The organism is Streptomyces oceani (assembly GCF_001751245.1).
Classification (GTDB): Bacteria; Actinomycetota; Actinomycetes; order Streptomycetales; family Streptomycetaceae; genus Streptomyces; species Streptomyces oceani.
The window spans coordinates 5,362-21,866 of record NZ_LJGU01000104.1; the positions used below are offsets into that span (position 1 = coordinate 5,362).

The 16,505-nt window shown below is 71.8% G+C and carries 12 protein-coding genes and 1 pseudogene; 6 read left to right on the forward strand and 7 right to left on the reverse strand.

What is annotated here, in order from left to right; all coding sequences use genetic code 11:
* Positions 1 to 1,284, forward strand: a 1,284-nt coding sequence (locus tag AN216_RS03900) for an outer membrane protein assembly factor BamB family protein (protein WP_170843018.1), incomplete at its 5' end; no start/stop codon positions are given.
* Positions 1,285 to 1,321: 37 nt separating this feature from the next.
* On the opposite strand, the gene AN216_RS03905 is transcribed toward AN216_RS03900, so the two are convergent.
* The 6 genes from AN216_RS03905 to AN216_RS03930 form a co-directional block, all read right to left on the reverse strand.
* Complete coding sequence (locus AN216_RS03905; protein ID WP_070195172.1) at positions 1,322 to 2,185, reverse strand: hypothetical protein; 864 nt, start codon at positions 2,183 to 2,185, stop codon at positions 1,322 to 1,324.
* Between the two features lie 130 nt (positions 2,186 to 2,315).
* Complete coding sequence (locus AN216_RS03910; RefSeq protein WP_070195173.1) at positions 2,316 to 3,158, reverse strand: MerR family transcriptional regulator; 843 nt, start codon at positions 3,156 to 3,158, stop codon at positions 2,316 to 2,318.
* 447 nt (positions 3,159 to 3,605) lie between these two features.
* Positions 3,606 to 3,812, reverse strand: a complete 207-nt coding sequence (locus AN216_RS03915; RefSeq protein ID WP_070195174.1) for a hypothetical protein — start codon at positions 3,810 to 3,812, stop codon at positions 3,606 to 3,608.
* Positions 3,813 to 4,011: 199 nt separating this feature from the next.
* The gene (locus AN216_RS03920; protein WP_070195175.1) at positions 4,012 to 4,194 is read right to left on the reverse strand and encodes a hypothetical protein; all 183 of its coding nucleotides are present in this window, start codon (positions 4,192 to 4,194) and stop codon (positions 4,012 to 4,014) included.
* A gap of 244 nt (positions 4,195 to 4,438) precedes the next feature.
* Positions 4,439 to 7,393 (reverse strand): SARP-family global regulator AfsR, encoded by a 2,955-nt coding sequence (afsR, locus tag AN216_RS03925; RefSeq protein ID WP_070195176.1) that lies wholly within the window; start codon positions 7,391 to 7,393, stop codon positions 4,439 to 4,441.
* Between the two features lie 468 nt (positions 7,394 to 7,861).
* On the reverse strand, positions 7,862 to 9,442 hold the full coding sequence (locus AN216_RS03930) for a CehA/McbA family metallohydrolase (RefSeq protein ID WP_107401882.1): 1,581 nt from the start codon (positions 9,440 to 9,442) through the stop codon (positions 7,862 to 7,864).
* A 411-nt stretch (positions 9,443 to 9,853) separates the two neighbouring features.
* On the opposite strand from AN216_RS03930, the gene AN216_RS28555 reads away from it, so the two are divergent.
* A complete protein-coding gene (locus AN216_RS28555) occupies positions 9,854 to 10,138 on the forward strand; it encodes a hypothetical protein (protein ID WP_139140849.1) in 285 nt (94 codons plus the stop codon).
* A gap of 97 nt (positions 10,139 to 10,235) precedes the next feature.
* Here the strand turns inward: AN216_RS28555 and tnpA are convergent, their stop codons facing one another.
* Positions 10,236 to 10,652: an IS200/IS605 family transposase gene (gene tnpA / locus AN216_RS03940; protein WP_070195178.1), complete on the reverse strand. Its 417-nt coding sequence runs from the start codon at positions 10,650 to 10,652 to the stop codon at positions 10,236 to 10,238.
* A 26-nt stretch (positions 10,653 to 10,678) separates the two neighbouring features.
* On the opposite strand from tnpA, the gene AN216_RS03945 reads away from it, so the two are divergent.
* The 4 genes and pseudogenes from AN216_RS03945 (at position 10,679) to AN216_RS03955 (ending at position 16,432) form a co-directional block, all read left to right on the forward strand.
* Positions 10,679 to 11,911: an RNA-guided endonuclease InsQ/TnpB family protein gene (locus AN216_RS03945; protein WP_070195179.1), complete on the forward strand. Its 1,233-nt coding sequence runs from the start codon at positions 10,679 to 10,681 to the stop codon at positions 11,909 to 11,911.
* A gap of 249 nt (positions 11,912 to 12,160) precedes the next feature.
* Complete coding sequence (locus AN216_RS03950; RefSeq protein ID WP_070195180.1) at positions 12,161 to 12,994, forward strand: TIGR03619 family F420-dependent LLM class oxidoreductase; 834 nt, start codon at positions 12,161 to 12,163, stop codon at positions 12,992 to 12,994.
* A 270-nt stretch (positions 12,995 to 13,264) separates the two neighbouring features.
* A pseudogene (locus AN216_RS30970) lies at positions 13,265 to 13,816 on the forward strand (radical SAM protein); the annotation flags it as partial.
* Positions 13,814 to 16,432, forward strand: a complete 2,619-nt coding sequence (locus AN216_RS03955; protein ID WP_420855687.1) for a bifunctional FO biosynthesis protein CofGH — start codon at positions 13,814 to 13,816, stop codon at positions 16,430 to 16,432. The pseudogene AN216_RS30970 and the gene AN216_RS03955, both read left to right, overlap by 3 nt.
* The last annotated feature ends 73 nt before the right edge of the window (positions 16,433 to 16,505 follow it).

Below are 16,505 nucleotides of genomic sequence, written 5' to 3' on the forward strand. Positions count from 1 at the left end.
GTACAGCAGGGGTCCAGCGCCGTACAGCACGCCCCGGCGCCTCCCTCGCCCTCCGCGCCGTCCCACGCGCCGCCCGGCGGCGCTCCGACAGGTCCGCCGGCTCACACCGCCGGTTCGCCGGACGGTCTTCCGGCGCCCGACGGCCACGCCCCGGAGCGTTGGCGGCCCTGGCGCTTCCGGATGTCCAACGACGTGTGGGGTACCCCGGTGGTGGCCGGTGACCTGCTCTACGTCACCTCCTTCGAGGTGCACGCCCTGGACATCGCGAGCGGTCGGCGGCAGTTCAAGACACGTGAGGTCGCGTGGTCCATGGCCGTATCCGGCGGTCGGGTGCACGCCTCCGACGGCCCCAGCCTGTACGCCCTGGACGCCGCCGACGGCGCGGAGCGCTGGCGACTCGCCACGGAAGGCTGGGTGTACTCCCTCAAGGCCGAGCGCGGCACCCTGCTCACCGGCACCCGGGGCGGCGGCGTACAGGCGTGGGAGGCGGCCAGCGGCGAGAAGCTGTGGGAACTGACCGGAGCCCAGGCCGACTTCGAGACCCCGGAGGCAGGCCCGACGATCCTGGACGGCACGGCCTACGTCTGGGGAGACGGACGGCTGTACGCCATGGAGGCCCGTACGGGCGCCGAGCGCTGGACGTATCCGGTCGGCGACGCCTCCGTGACCGGCGGTGTCCCCGTCCGCCTCTCCGCCGGTGACGACGGCGCGGTGTACGTCTGCGCCGGCTCCCGGGTCTTCGCGCTGGACGTGACGACCGGCGCCGAGCGCTGGCGCTTCGACGGCCCGGCGGCCTTCCTCTGCGCCCCCACCCTGGTCACTGGCCCCGCGGTGTCCGGCGGCGGTGTCTACCTCGCGGACTATCTGGGCACGGTCTACGCCCTGGACGCCGCCAACGGCAACGACCGCTGGCGGATCGCCACGGAGGCCCGGCACACCACGGAGCCGGTGGTGGTCGCGGACGGCCTCGTGCATCTGGGCAGCGGCGGCGCGCTCTACACCCTGGACGCGGTGAGCGGCACGCCCCGCTGGCGCTTCGCGGCCGGTGGAGACGTGATCGGGGCGCCGGTCGCGGCCGGCGGCCGGGTGCACTTCGGCTCCGCGGACCACTGCCTGTACACCCTGGACGCGGTCGGCGGACAGCTGCGCTGGAAGCTGGCCACTGGCGGCGAGATCACCGGTTCCCCGGTAGCCGCCGGCGGAGTGGTGTACGCGTGCAGCAGGGATCGGTGCGTGTACGCCCTGGACGCCGCCAAGGGGACCGGCCAGTCCAGATCCGGCTGAGCCCCCCTGGCTGGGCCGGCCGCGTCCGGGTGGCCGCTCAGGCCGCGTCCCGGTGGTCGCCGTGCCCCTGTCCGCTCGGGCCGTGTCGTCCGGCCCGCGTGTCCTGGTCGGTGCGTCGCGGGTGTCGTACGCGCTCCAGAAGCCGTTGGGACAGTGGCTCGGGTTGGGGCTCGTGCTGGGGCTGCTCGGGTGCGGGCTGAGGCTGGGGCTCGGGTGCGCGCTCGTGATCGGCCGTATCGCCGTCCGGGCCGGTCGCCGGCTCGCCGCCGTCCCGCGCGGGCCGCTCGTCCACCGGTTCGGTGTCCGTACGGGCCGGGGTGCTCCGGGTGTTCCGGGCGTCCGCCTCCGCGGGGCTGGGGCCGGCCGGAGTCGCTGGCCGCGCTGACTGCGCTGGCTGTCCGGGTGCCACCGGCCGCGCTGGTTCGGTCCGCACGCGCTGCCGCCGCCGCTCCTCGTCGGCCATCCGGTGCCGCGCCCGCCTGCGGCGCGGCCCCTTCATCAGCACGGCGCCGGTCAGCAGCACGAACCCGCCGACGAGCGCCATCACGAGGCCCAGCCCCAGGCCGTTGTCCCCGCCCGCGGTGAGGCTGCCCGCCGCCTGCCCCTGGCGCACCATCCACAGGACGGTCACGCCGAGCACGATCACCCCGGCCAACGCGGCCGTGAGCGTGGAGCGCAGGACGACCGCGACGAGCGTCAACAGGGCGGCGACGACCATCGGCAGGAACAGTCCGCCGATCAGCGCGGCGTCGGCCCCGGAGACGCCGTCCGGGGTGAACAGTTCGCCGATCCGGTAGTCCTGGCCGTGCCGGCCGGCGTACCAGGAACGGAACGGGCTCGCGACCGCGATCGCCGCTCCGAGGAGGGCGAGCAGGGAGCCGAGCATGCGCTTCAGGAGCATCGGCTTCGCCTCGTTTCCGCTGCGCGGGTGCCGTGCGGGCGGCGCGCACACCGTGCGTCGTCCGCTTCCGAAGCTACGCCGGGCCGTGGGCGTACGCGACCGGGGCCGCTCCGGTCGCGTACGCCCACGGTCAGCCGTCGGTGCTCGTCGGTCGGGCCGGGGCGAGCGGCGTCTGGAGTTCCGTGACCCAGTCGTCACGGACTTCCGGGCACTCCAGGTTGATCTCCCGGGGGTATCCGGTCGACTGGTAACCGTTGTCGTCGATCCAGCGGGCCAGGGCTTGGACCGTCGGTAGCACGGTGTCCATCGAGCCGTGGTGCACGATGGTCGCCGCTTGGCCGAGGGGAGGCAGGTCGAGCACCTGAAACTCGAAGACCTGGAGCGGGGCGGAGACCTGGACGGCGGCGTGCACCCTGATTCGGCCCTCGCCGTCCGGGGAGTCGTCGTAGTAGGCGATACCGGGGCCGGCGGGCGGGATGCCCGCCGCGTCAAGGAGTTCGAACAGGTCGTCGTAGAGCGGTCCGATGACAGGACTGATGGACTCGGGTTCCATGCTCGTGGCGGTGGCGGTCAGCTCCGCTACCCGCACGGCCGGGATGCTCTTGATGACGACGTCGTTGGTGGGCATGTGTCCCTCACTCTCGATCGCTCGGAGCCTCGTCTCGATCCGCGCCAACCGCGTGGTCGTCGCGGCCACGGTGGCCTCCAGCTCGGCCCGCCGCAGCCGCAGCATGCCGCGCAACTGCTCCGTGGTGACCTTCTCCGCCACGATCTCCCGCACCTGCTGGAGCGTGAAGCCCAGGTCCTTGAGCGCGATGACGCGGTTGAGCTGCGCCAACTGGCTGGCGGTGTAGTAGCGGTAGCCGGTGGTGGGGTCGACATGGGCAGGGTGCAGCAGTCCGGTCGCGTCGTAGTGACGCAGCATCCGGACCGAGACGCGGCCGTGCCGGGCGAAGTCTCCGATGGTGAGCATGATGTCTCCGAGCGAAGGTCCTGACACGGTGTGAGAGTCAAGAGGCTACGGTCGGACACGGACTCGGACAGGCACAGCGGGCCGGGCAGGCGTATGAACCAGCGCGTGCGAACGCTTTGTGCGGGTCGTCCGCGAATCGGTTGCCGAGGGTCGCGGCGAGCTGTGCCGCCTCTCCAAGGAGCGTGCTGCCGCCGGGGCGATGTCCGTCGGCTGCCTCGGGATCATCCTGGGCCCGGGAGAACGTCTCCTGGCTGTTGTCCGGGAGCCCGGACGTTCCGCCGTCCCCGCGTCGTGCGGTCGCTTCCGCGCTGGGGGCGTACGTAACCCCTCGCCGTGCTGCTTCGGTGGCGCGGTGTCGCCCGGCATGAGGCGTGCTCAACCGGTTCGGCGCAGCAGCGGCGCGGGGCCGACCCGGGGATTCCGGCCCGGCCCCAGGCGCCACGGGCCTCAGGCCCCGTGGCGGTTGTCCGTCTCGGCGTCCGTGCCCAGGACCAACGGTTCGGACGCTCCATGCCGGTTGCCCAGCGTCTCCACCGAACTGTGCTGGTCAGCCACGGACGTGGCCTGCTGGCTGGCCAGCGCCGGCCCGGCCGTCGTCACGACGAATCCGGCGGTCACGGCGCTGAGGACGAGAATCTTCTTGGCGCGGGTCACAGTAACTCCTGCCTACGGGGGAGGGGGTGCACGTCGACTGCCCGTCCGGGACACGACGGGCTTGTACAGCCTGTGCCCGATCGCTGGCCGATTAGTGACGCGTTTCGGACAGCTTTGTACGCACAGTGAGGCCCGGCCTCAGCAGCCCCCTCTCGCCGCTGATGCCGGGCCGTCTGTCCCCCGATGATCGATGCTCGAACTACGTGGCCGGCTCCGACGTCCCGTGCCGGTTCTTGGTGCTGAGGTGCGAGGGCACGGAAGTGCCGTGACGGTTCTTGCTGCCCACGTCCGCCGGCTCTGAGGTGCCGTGCCGGTTGTCGGTGGTCTTCTCGCCGTCCTTGGGCTTGGGCTCCGGCGTGATCTTGTCCTCATTGGTGGTCATGGTGGCTCCTTGGCCTTGAGGTTGTCTGGCAGCGCCCGCCCGGCGACTCCCCCGTGGGCCGCCGGACGGGCTATCAGGGCCGCTCAAACCCCTGCGGGACAGGGTGACCGTTCCCCATCGATCCGCCTGCCCCCCGCGGCGACGGCTCGATACATAAGAGCATGGCGGGCCGCGATAAACGATCGATTAACGTCTGATAGGCGGTCAGTCACCAACCCGTCCGGGGAGTGTCCGCGTCAGGTCACTACGCGGCAACAGAGGGCGTCAGCAGCTCCCTGACCTCGTCCGCCTCCGGCCGGTCCAACTGCTCGAAGACGGTGAGGGCGTCCCGCCAGATCGCCGCCGCGCGGTCCTTCTGGCCCAGCGTGTGCAGCGACTTGCCGAGCACCAGCAGCACCGTGGCGCGTCGCCAGTCCCCGCCGATGACCCGTAGTGCCAGGGCCTGTTCGGCGTGTGCGGCGGCCTGTCCGGGGCGCTGGGCCGCGAGATGCGCCTCGGCCATCCGGAAGTGCGTGGTGCCCTCCCACTGCCCCTGTCGACTCTCGTGGAAGATCAACAGTGCCTGGCTGAGCGCGTCGAGTCCCTCCGGCACGCGGCCGGCCATCGCCAACGCCGTCCCGAGCGTGTACAGACAGTTCGCCAGCCGCATCTCGTGGTCGTCGCTCTGGTGGACCTCGATGGCCTGCCGGGCCAGCGAGATGGCGGAGTCGTACTGACCGATCGCCATGCGTACCCGAGCCAGGTTGCACAGCGCGCTGGCCTCCGAGGTTCGGTTCTCGTAGTCCCGGAAGGCCACCAGCGCCTCGCTCAGGTACGCCTCGGCGTCGGCGTACCGCCCCTGGTAGTTGGCGACGATGCCACGGTCGTTGAGCGCGTACGACGCCGAGACCGGGTCCTGGGCGGCCAGTCCGAGCAGCCGCGCCGAGCGGGCCTCCTCGTCGGCCCGCTCGAAGCGCCCGGTGGTGAGGCACAGGCCGGTGAGGAGGGAGTGGGCACGCGCCTCCGCGTGCGTGTCCTCGGCGGTGTGCGCGGCCTCCTTCAACTCCTCGGCGGCCAGTTCGTACGGCCGTAGGTTCACACCCGCCTCGGCGAGCCCGATGGTGACCATCAACAGGTCCACGGCGCGCCGCAGATGACTCCCGTGCGCCAACTGGCGGGCGCACGCCAGGAAGCACGCGGACTCGGCGAACAACCAGCTGACCGCCGCCGCCTGGTCCACGAACCCGAGGCCCGGCGTCGCCGTGGGCGCCAGGTGCTCGACCATCCGCTCGCCGGGCTGGTCCAGGGCGTAGGCGGCGGTGGCGGTGGCGAGGTAGAAGTCCAGCAGCCGGGAGAGCGCCGAGTCCCGCTCGGAGGGCGGGTGTTCGTCCCGCTCGGCGCAGGTGCGGGCGTACAGCCGCAGCAGGTCGTGGAAGCGGTAGCGGCCGGGTGCGGCGGACTCCAGCAGCGAGATGTCCACCAGCGACTCGAGCAGGTCCTCGGTCTGCTCGTTCGTACGGTCCAGCAGCGCCGCGGCGGCGGGCAGTGAGATGTCCGGGCCGTCGGCGAGACCCAACAGCCGGAAGGTGCGCGCCTGTTCCCGGTCGAGCTGGCTGTAGCCCACCTCGAACGTCGCCTCCACGGCCTGGTCGCCGACCTGGAGTTCGTCCAGCCGGCGGCGCTCGTCCGCGAGCTTGGCCGACAGGTTGGAGACGGTCCAGGTGCGCCGGGCGGCCAGCCGGGCCGCCGCGATCCGGATCGCCAGCGGAAGGAAGCCACAGGCAGCCACGACGTCCATCGCGGCCTCCCGTTCAGCCGCGACCCGTTCGGCGCCGACGATCCGGCTGAACAGCGTCATGGCCTCCTCCGGGCTCATCACGTCCAGGTCGACGAGATGGGCGCCGGCCAGGTCCACCATCCGGGCGCGGCTGGTCACCAGGGCCGCGCAGCCGGCCGTACCGGGCAGCAGCGGACGCACCTGGGCGGCGTCCCGCGCGTTGTCCAGCAGGGTCAGCACGCGGCGGCCGGCCAGCAGCGAGCGGTACAGCGCGGCACGTTCGGTCACGCCGTCCGGTATCTCGGCGTCCGGCGTGCCGAGGGAGCGCAGGAAGGCGCCCAGGACGGCCTCGGGCTCCGACGCGGTTGGCCCGGCGCCCTGTAGGTCGACGTACAGCTGACCGTCCGGGAAGTGCTCCCGCGCGGCGTGCGCGACGTGCACGGCCAGGGTGGTCTTGCCGACGCCGCCGATCCCGGCCACCGCTGACACCGCCATCACCGTGCCCTCGGAAGCGGCGAGTTGGTCGCCCAGCTCGGCGACACAGGCGACGCGACCAGTGAAGTCAGCGACGGTAGCGGGTAGTTGAGCGGGACGCGGGGCGCTGCCGTGGCCACTCCGAGCGGCGGGCTCCTCGACCTTCAGGGACAGCTCCGAGTCCGCTTCCAGGATGCGCTGCCGCAGTTCGTAGAGTTCGCTGCGTGGGTCCACGCCCAGTTCGTTGGTCAGCAGCCGGTGGGTGTCGTCGAACACCGCCAGCGCCTCGGCCTGTCTGCCACCGCGATAGAGGGCGAGCATCAACAACTCGCGCAGGCGCTCCCGGAACGGATGGGCCGCGGTCAGCGCGGTCAGCTCGGACACCGCCTCGGCATGGCAACCGACCTGTAGGTCCAGGTCGAGCCGATGCTCCAGCAGTCCGAGTCGCCACTCCCCCAGGCGTACGCGCTGGCTTTGCGCGTACGGTCCGGGCAGCTGGGCCAGCGGCTCGCCGTCCCACTGGGCGAGGGCGGCGTCGTACAGCTCGCGGGCGCGGCAGCGGTCGCCCGCGGCGCTGGCCTTCTCCGCGTCGGTGACCAGCGACGAGGCGGTGTCCAGGTCGAGTTCCGCGCGGGCGGCGGCGATGCGCACGGCGTATCCGCCGGACTCGCTGGCCAGCACGTCGGCGTCCGGCGCGAGGGCCTTGCGGATGCGGGACGCGTACGTCCGCAGGGTGGCCTTGGCCTGGTCCGGTGGCTCCTCGCCCCACAACGCGTCGATCAGTTCCTCGACGGTCGCGGTGTGACCGCCACGAAGCAACAGCGCGGCGAGCAGGGCGCGTTGCTGGGGTGATCCGGTGGGCAGGACGGTGTCACCGCGGAACGCCCGCACGGGTCCGAGCACCGTGAACCGCAGCTGGCTCTCCAACCGCGCCCCGGTGGCTCCGCTCGGGTGGCGTCCGGCGGTCATGGTGCCCCCTGCCGTAGTGCGCTCCGCTTCCGCACCGGCCAGTGTGCCTTGTCAAGGCCCGGTACGTCAGCACGGTACCGGCCGCATCCGACGGGATGTACCCGCTTGTGGCATTCGTATGCCGGCGCATCGAGGTGCGACAGCTGACCTTTTGTCAGGACTACTACTCTCACCTCTTGTTGACGTGGCCTCCGAAGGGCTTGGCGGCTACCGGGTCCGTCGGCTGACAGGGCGTTCCGGATACGGCGATCGCGGGTGGCAGGGCGTGCCGAGGCCACCGCTCGGGCGGCGGTTCGTACCGTGCCGTCGGTGAGCCGGCAGACCACCATCGCACGTACCGCCCGACCGGGGAGCGGGGGTGGCCGAAACTCGTCGGCGTCGGCGACCGGCCGACGTCCCGCGGACACCTCCGATGAGTCGGCCGGTGGTGTGGCTGCCGACCGCCGAGCACTGGCTATCGGCTACCGGTCACCGGCCAGGCCCGCCCGGCAGCAGCCAGAGCGGGTTCGTCATCGCCGCCATCCGCCCGGGCACCGCCGGATCGTCCCCGTCCCGTAGCGGATGCCGCAACTCCGCGCGTACGTACGTCGCCCGGGTGGGCGTCGTCGACCAGGTCACGGTGCCGTCGCCGGACACCGACCGGGCACGCAGCTCACCCTGGTCGGTCAGCAGCCGCGCCCGCGCCCCCTCCGGCGCCCCGGCCACCTCCAGCCGTACCGCCGCCTCGGCGTCCGGCGCCTCGAGCCGCAACCGGTCGCCGATACCGGCGTGTTCGCCGCGCGGACCGGAGGCGGACAGCTTCAGCGTGATCCGGGAGGACTCGGCGAGATAGCTGCGCCCGTGCCGGACGCCGTCCAGCAGCGCGCGGCGCGACAGGTCGGCGGCGAGGACGACGGTCTGCGGGTGGCCGACGTCCTGACCCTCGCGGTGCGCGTCGCTGTTGCCCATCGCCGGCAGCCAGTCGTCCCCGGCGACCAGGGCGTTGTCCCAGGCGCCGAGGGCGAGTTCGTCGTCCGGTGTCCAGGGGCCGTTCCACACCTCGACGGCGTCCGCGTGCGCGTAGCCGAACTTCCACTGGCAGCCGACGAAGGGGCAGTTCGGGTGCGCGGGCACCACCAGCCCGTCGGCCTGGTGGACGCGGCGCGCGAAGCGGGCGTACGCGTCGTCCCGGGCGCGGTAGCGCCAGTCGACGAAGGTGCCCGGGTCAGTGCCCAGCGCGAGGTAGTGGCCGTTGCGGGTGGTGACCTCCTCGCCGCACAGCACGAGGAGTTCGCCGTCCGGGTGCCGGCCCCACAGGCCCTCCCAGGCGCCGTGCCCGGAGGTGGTGTTGTGCTCGGTGGTCGCGATGAAGTCCAGACCGGCGGCCCGCGCGGCCGCCGCCACCTGCGCCGGAGTGCGCTCGCCGTCGGAGTGGACGGTGTGCAGGTGGCAGTCGCCGCGGTACCAGTCGCGGCCCCGGCCCCGCGTCCGTTCCGGCGGGTACGCGGGTCGCTGGCGCCGCTGGGGCTTCCGGTGCCGCTCGGACCCTCGGGCCGCGTCGGTACGCAGCGTGACGGTGACCGTGTAGTCGAGGCCCCGGGGCGCCACGGTGTAGGGGCCGAGGACGACGTGCCAGGTGCCGGCGCGTACGGGGCCGGGCAGATAGCCGGGGGTGGCGCGGTCCGCGCTGACGGCGAACTCCGTGCGGGCGCCGCCCGACCAGCCGCGGAAGCCAGGGCCGCCGAGGCGGGTGCCGCGCTCGTCGAAGACGCCGATGTCCAGGGCGTTGCCCGGGGTGCCGGCGGGCACCTCCGGCTTGTCGTAGTCGTAGGACACCGCGAACTCCCGGATGCCCTCGGGGACTTCCACCGGGAGATAGACCCAGTCCGGGGCGCCCGCCGGCAGGTGGCCACGGACGGTGCGGGACCGCTCGCCGGGCTGGTCGTCGGGCTGCTCGCCCGCTCCGTCGTCGGACGGTGCCGTCGGGGCCGCGAAGGCCACCGGGTCGAGCGTCAGGACTCCCGCCGTCCCGGCGGCGGCGGAGAGCCTGAACACGGTGCGCCGTTCCACTTCTGCCCCTCTCGACGCGCGCTGGTCGGTGCTTCGCTGCCGATTGTTGTACGCCTGTCGGGCGTCGAGGGGAACAGGAGGGAAACGGAATGAGCGCACCGCGGTGGGCTCAACCGCTGTTCCGCATGGCCAACCGCGTGATCCCCCCCCATGACACCGATGATCCCGACCACGACCAACGTGACGACGATGAGGTCATTGTCGTCCGAACCGGACTTGTCACCGTACGCGTCGTCCGAGCCGAAACCGGTGTCGTACTCCTCGCAGTCGTCCTGCTCGCCGCAGCCGCCGTACGAGTCGCTGGAACCGTCGTTAGGGGCACAGTCACCGTCGTCGAGGTCGTCGTCCCCACCGGTGCCGCTGAGGCCACCGCTGCCGAAGCCGCCGCTCCGGCTTCCGCCTCGGCCGCCGGTGGAGCTGACGGAACCGCTGTGCCCGCCCGAGCTGACACTGCCGCTCGATCCGCCCCGGCCGCCGCTCGCGGACCGACCCGGCGCCTGGTGCGGCTCGGACCGTGCGGCCGAGCGGCCCACCTCGTGCGGGATGGAGGTCTCGCCGGCCGCTGTCGTGTCGCCGGACGTGCCGCTGGTCCAGGACGTGCCTGGTACGGCGTACGCGGCCACCGGCGCGCTCAGCGACGCCCCCGCCAACACGGCGAGCGGGATCAGGACACGTGTGTGCCACCGGATGAACTGACGGGGGTACCGGGTTTCAGCCCGGTGGTGAAGTCGGCTTCCTGTGGAGCAGGGCAGGGATAGTTGTTCCGCTGCCAGGGTGGAACAGTGTCCACTACCTACAGCGGTTGGTTCTGCTGCTTGATGTACTGATGCAACATGCTGATCGGGGCATCCCCCACTGAGCCCGCGAAGTACGAACCGGCCCATAGCTTGTTGGCCCGGTAGTAGTGCTGGACGAGATCGGGGAACTCCTGGCGGAGCCTGCGGGATGAGACTCCCTTGAGGGAGTTGACGAGTTTGGAGACGGCGACTTTGGGCGGGAAGTTCACCAGCAGGTGCACGTGGTTCGTCTCGCCGTTGAACTCGACCAGTTCGGTCTCGAAGTCGGCGCACACGTTTCGCATGATCTCTTCGCACCGGTCCAGGTGCCGGTCAGCGAACACGTTGTGCCGGTACTTCGTCACGAAAACCAAGTGGGCATGAAGGAGGAACGCACAGTGTCTGCCAGTCCGGATGGATCGGTACTCAGCCATAAGCCAATGGTAGTAGAGTGATTGTCATGCAGCTTCGGTACCAGTTCCGCGTCTCTCCGACGCCCGGTCAGCGCACCCGCGCAGCCAGGGTGTTCGGGTGCAGGCGTGTGGTCTGGAACGACGCCCTGGCCCGCGTCAAGCTGGTCAAGGCGGCGAACAAGCTGCTCGGCACCCCGGACAACCGCTTCGCCGAGGGACCGTACCTGCGGGTGCCGAAGAACCCCGACCTGTCCAAGACCCTGGTCACCGAGGCGAAGAAGACCGTTGGGCGGGCGTTTTTCACCCACTGCCCGGTCGGCGTGATGCAGCAGACCCTTCGGGATCTGGACGCCGCGTGGAAGGCGCACGAGGACTCCAAGACCGGCAAACGCAAGGGCCCCAAGGTGGCCCCACCGCGCTTCAAGTCCCGCAAGGACAACCGGCAATCCGCCCGCTTCACCCGATCTGACCGGTGGGCGATCACCGAAGGAAGTCGCCTGCGTCTACCGAAGATCGGCGACCTCAAGGTGAAGTGGACCCGAGACCTTCCGTCCGTGCCGTCGTCGGTGACGCTGGTCAAGGACCGGTCCGGACGGTACTGGGCATCGTTCGTGGTCGAGACCGACCCGGCCGCCGACGTGCTTCCCCCAGTAGACCGGGACCAGGGCATCGATCTGGGCCTCACGCGCTTCGCGGTCCTCGCGGACGGCTCACACATCGCCTCGCCGAAGTACCTGCGGCGGGCGGAGAAGAAGCTGAAGAAGCGGCAGCGCGAGCTGTCGCGGAAGAAGAAGGGATCGCACAACCGGGACAAGGCCCGCATCAAAGTCGCCCGTGCTCACGCCAAGGTGGCCGACTCGCGCCGGAACTTCCACCACCAGTGGTCCCACAAGCTCACCAGCGAAAACCAAGCGGTGTTCACCGAGACCCTGAACGTGCGAGGACTGGCGCGCACACGGCTGGCCAAGAGCGTCCACGACGCCGGCTGGGCTCAGTTCGTGATGTTCTGCGAGTACAAAGCGATCCGACACGGACGCTCCTTGACCAAGGTCGCCCGTGACTTCCCCTCCTCCCAGATCTGCTCCGCATGCGGACGCCGGGACGGAAAGAAGCCGCTCAACGTCCGCATCTGGACATGCCCCGAACCGACCTGCGGAACCGTCCACGACCGCGACTGGAACGCGGGCCGGAACGTCCGATACGAAGGCCGCCGCATCCTCGCGGCGACCGCACCACCCACCCCCGGACCGGGGGCCCTCGCGCGGCAACGCGCGAGGTAAACGCCTGCGGAGCGCGCGTAAGACCAGGGACGCCCTGGCAGCGCGCACAACCCCCACCACGGTGGGGAAGAACCAGGAACCCACCCGAAGCGGGTGACCGCCCCCACATGGGACGACCACCCTCAGACGGAGAATCCTCGCCCTTCAGGGCGACGGAGGAGGTCAAATGCTGTGTTCCCCAGTGGGTCCGGTTGTAGCGTCGAAGCAGTGTGCTTCCGACGAACTGGACGACCATAGGGGTGGTGTGGGATGCGGATCGCCGTCACGGTTCTGCTCACCGACGAGACGATCCGTCCGGACCGGCTCGCGCGGGAACTCGAACAGCGCGGCTTCGACGGTCTCTTCCTCCCGGAGCACACCCACATCCCGGTGAGCCGCGAGTCACCGGCGCCGATGGGCGGCGAACTGCCACGGGACTACCACCGCACCGTCGACCCGCTCGTCGCGCTCGGCGCGGCGGCGGCCGTCACCGGCGAACTCCGGCTGGGCACCAGCATCACCCTTGTGGCCCAGCACGATCCGATCGTGCTCGCCAAGCAGATCGCCACCCTGGACCTGATGTCCTCGGGCCGGTTCACCCTGGGCGTCGGCCTCGGCTGGAACCGCGAGGAGGCCGCCGACCACGGCGTCGACTGGCGCCGGCGCCGATCCCTCGTACGGGACCGCGTCGCCCTGATGCGCGCCCTGTGGGCGGACGAACCCACGGCCTACGACGGTGAGTTCGGCTCGGTCGCGGCCAGTTGGGCGCATCCGAAGCCGGCACGGGCCGGCGGCCCCCGGCTGCTGTTGGGCGGGGCGGCGTCACCCACGCTGTTCCGGCATGTCGCGGAGTACGCCGACGGCTGGCTGCCGACCGGGGGTGGCGGGTTGACCCGGGCGCTGCCCGAACTGCGCGCCGCCTGGCGGGAGGCGGGCCGGGACGCCGAGCCCGGCCCCGAGGTGGTGCCGAGCTTCGTGCTGCCCTCCGCCGGAAAGCTCGCGCACTTCCGGGAGCTGGGAGTGCCCGAGGTGGTGCTGTCGTTGCCCGAGGGCAAGGAGGCGGACGTGCTGCGCACACTGGACGACTACGCACGCTACCTCTGAGTCCGGCCCGACGGCCCGACGGCGGGGCAGCGGGGCACCGGAGCGGCCGGGCAGCGGCCAACGGAGCTGCCGGGCGCCCGGCGGACGGCTGTGACGCGCGCCGCAGCCGCGTACTGCCCGGACCCCCGAATGAGGCCGTACGCTCGCAGGATGGACGCTCAGGCAGAATCCCATGACGAGCAGCCGCAGTCAGCACCCGTCGTACCGACGCCGCCCGTGGCACGGACTTCCACATCCCGCCCCGCGGAGACCCCGCCGACGGCCAACGCCATGCGTCGGGCACTGCGCCGGGCACGGGACGGCGTCACGCTCGACGTCACCGAGGCCGCCGTGCTGTTGCGGGCGCGTGGCGACGACCTCGCCGAACTCACCGGTGCCGCCCGCCGGGTGCGTGACGCCGGCCTGGAGGCCGCCGGACGGCCGGGCGTGCTGACGTACTCCAGCAGCGTGTTCATCCCGCTGACCCGGCTGTGCCGGGACCGCTGCCACTACTGCACCTTCGTCACCGTTCCGGGCAAGCTGCGCCGGGCGGGGCACGGCATGTTCCTGTCCCCGGACGAGGTGCTGGACATCGCCCGCCGTGGAGCTCAACTCGGCGTCAAAGAGGCGCTGTTCACGCTCGGCGACCGCCCCGAGGACCGCTGGCCGGAGGCCCGCGAGTGGCTGGCCGCCGAGGGGTACGACGACACGCTGGCGTACGTACGCGCCATGGCGATCAGGGTGCTGGAGGAGACCGGGCTGCTGCCGCACCTGAACCCCGGCGTGCTGAGCTGGACCGAGTTCCAGCGGCTCAAGCCCGTCGCGCCCTCCATGGGCATGATGCTGGAGACCACCGCACGCCGGTTGTGGAGCGAGCCGGGTGGGCCGCACCACGGCTCCCCGGACAAGGAANGGGACGGCGTCACGCTCGACGTCACCGAGGCCGCCGTGCTGTTGCGGGCGCGTGGCGACGACCTCGCCGAACTCACCGGTGCCGCCCGCCGGGTGCGTGACGCCGGCCTGGAGGCCGCCGGACGGCCGGGCGTGCTGACGTACTCCAGCAGCGTGTTCATCCCGCTGACCCGGCTGTGCCGGGACCGCTGCCACTACTGCACCTTCGTCACCGTTCCGGGCAAGCTGCGCCGGGCGGGGCACGGCATGTTCCTGTCCCCGGACGAGGTGCTGGACATCGCCCGCCGTGGAGCTCAACTCGGCGTCAAAGAGGCGCTGTTCACGCTCGGCGACCGCCCCGAGGACCGCTGGCCGGAGGCCCGCGAGTGGCTGGCCGCCGAGGGGTACGACGACACGCTGGCGTACGTACGCGCCATGGCGATCAGGGTGCTGGAGGAGACCGGGCTGCTGCCGCACCTGAACCCCGGCGTGCTGAGCTGGACCGAGTTCCAGCGGCTCAAGCCCGTCGCGCCCTCCATGGGCATGATGCTGGAGACCACCGCACGCCGGTTGTGGAGCGAGCCGGGTGGGCCGCACCACGGCTCCCCGGACAAGGAACCAGCCGTACGGCTCCGAGTGCTGGAGGACGCCGGCCGGTCCAACGTGCCGTTCACCACCGGCATCCTGATCGGCATCGGGGAGACGTACGAGGAGCGCGCCGACTCGCTCTTCGCGCTGCGCCGCACCCAGCGGGCGTACCACGCCATCCAGGAAGTCATCGTGCAGAACTTCCGGGCCAAGCCGGACACCGCGATGCGTGGCATGCCGGACGCGGAGCTGGACGAACTGCTCGCCACCATCGCGCTGGCCCGGCTGGTGCTCGGCCCGAGCGCGCGCATCCAGGCGCCGCCCAATCTCGTGGACGCGGAGTGGGCCCGTGTGGTGGACGCCGGCATCGACGACTGGGGCGGCGTCTCCCCGCTCACCCCGGACCACGTCAACCCGGAGCGACCCTGGCCGCATATCGAGCAACTGGCCGCGCGCAGCGGCGAGTCCGGTTTCGTCCTACGTGAACGCCTCAGCGTCTACCCGGAGTTCGTCAACCGTGGCGAGCCGTGGCTGGACCCCCGGGTGCGTCCCCACGTCACCGCGCTCGCCGACCCGGACACCGGTCTGGCCGACCCGGACGCGGTGCCGCGCGGGCTGCCCTGGCAGGAGCCGGACGAGGGCTACGGCGCGGCCGGCGCACTGGGCGGCATCGCCGCGGGCGGACGTACCGAACTGCACCGGGACATCGACACCGAGGGTCGTACGGCGGACCGCCGCGACGACTTCGACGAGGTGTACGGCGACTGGGAGGAGCTGCGGGAGCGGGCGGCGCCGGGCATGACGCCGGAGCGGATCGACGGCGACGTACGGGCCGCGTTGGCGACCGCCGCCGACGACCCCACCCGGCTCACCGACGCGGAGGCGCTGACCCTGCTGCACGCGGACGGGCCCGCGCTGGACGCGCTGTGCGGCATCGCCGACCAGCTGCGGCGGGACGTGGTCGGTGACGAGGTGACGTACATCGTCACGCGGAACATCAACTTCACCAACGTCTGCTACACCGGCTGCCGGTTCTGCGCCTTCGCCCAGCGCCGCAGCGACGCCGACGCGTACACCCTCTCCCTGGACCAGGTCGCCCAGCGTGCCGAGCAGGCTTGGGAGGTGGGCGCCGTCGAGGTGTGCATGCAGGGCGGTATCCACCCGGACCTGCCCGGCAGCGCGTACTTCGACCTGGTGCGGGCCGTACGCGAGCGGGTTCCCGGCATGCACGTGCACGCCTTCTCGCCGATGGAGGTGGTGAACGGCGCGTCCCGTACGGGCCTGTCCGTACGGGAGTGGCTGAGCGCCGCGAAGGAGGCGGGGCTGGGCTCCATCCCCGGCACGGCCGCGGAGATCCTGGACGACGAGGTGCGCTGGGTCCTCACCAAGGGCAAGCTGCCCGCGGCGACCTGGGTCGAGGTGGTCAGGGCCGCGCACGAGGTGGGTCTGCCCTCCTCGTCCACCATGATGTACGGGCACGTCGACCAGCCCCGGCACTGGCTGGCCCACCTGCGGCTGCTCGCCGGGATTCAGCGGGAGACCGGCGGCTTCACCGAGTTCGTGACGCTGCCGTTCATCCACACGAACGCGCCGGTGTATCTCGCCGGCATCGCCCGCCCCGGCCCCACCGACCGGGACAACCGCGCGGTCACCGCCATGGCCCGGCTGCTGCTGCACCCGCACCTCACCAACATCCAGACCAGCTGGGTCAAGCTGGGCACCGAGGGCGCCGCCGAGATGCTGCGCTCCGGCGCCAACGACCTGGGCGGCACGCTGATGGAGGAGACCATCTCGCGGATGGCCGGCTCCTCGTACGGTTCCTACCGCTCCGTCGCGGACCTGCGCGCGATCGCCGAGCTGGCCGGGCGGCCCGCCCGCGCCCGTACGACGGGCTACGGGCCGGTGCCGGAGGAGCGGGAGCGGGCCGCGCGGGAGTCGGACGGGCAGTTGCCGGAGCTGCTGCCGGTGCTGGGGGACTAGGTTCCGGGGGAGGGCAACAGAACGTTTCAGCCACTCCCTGAGGTGGTGGTGCGGTGGCGCGTCCAGCGGCGGG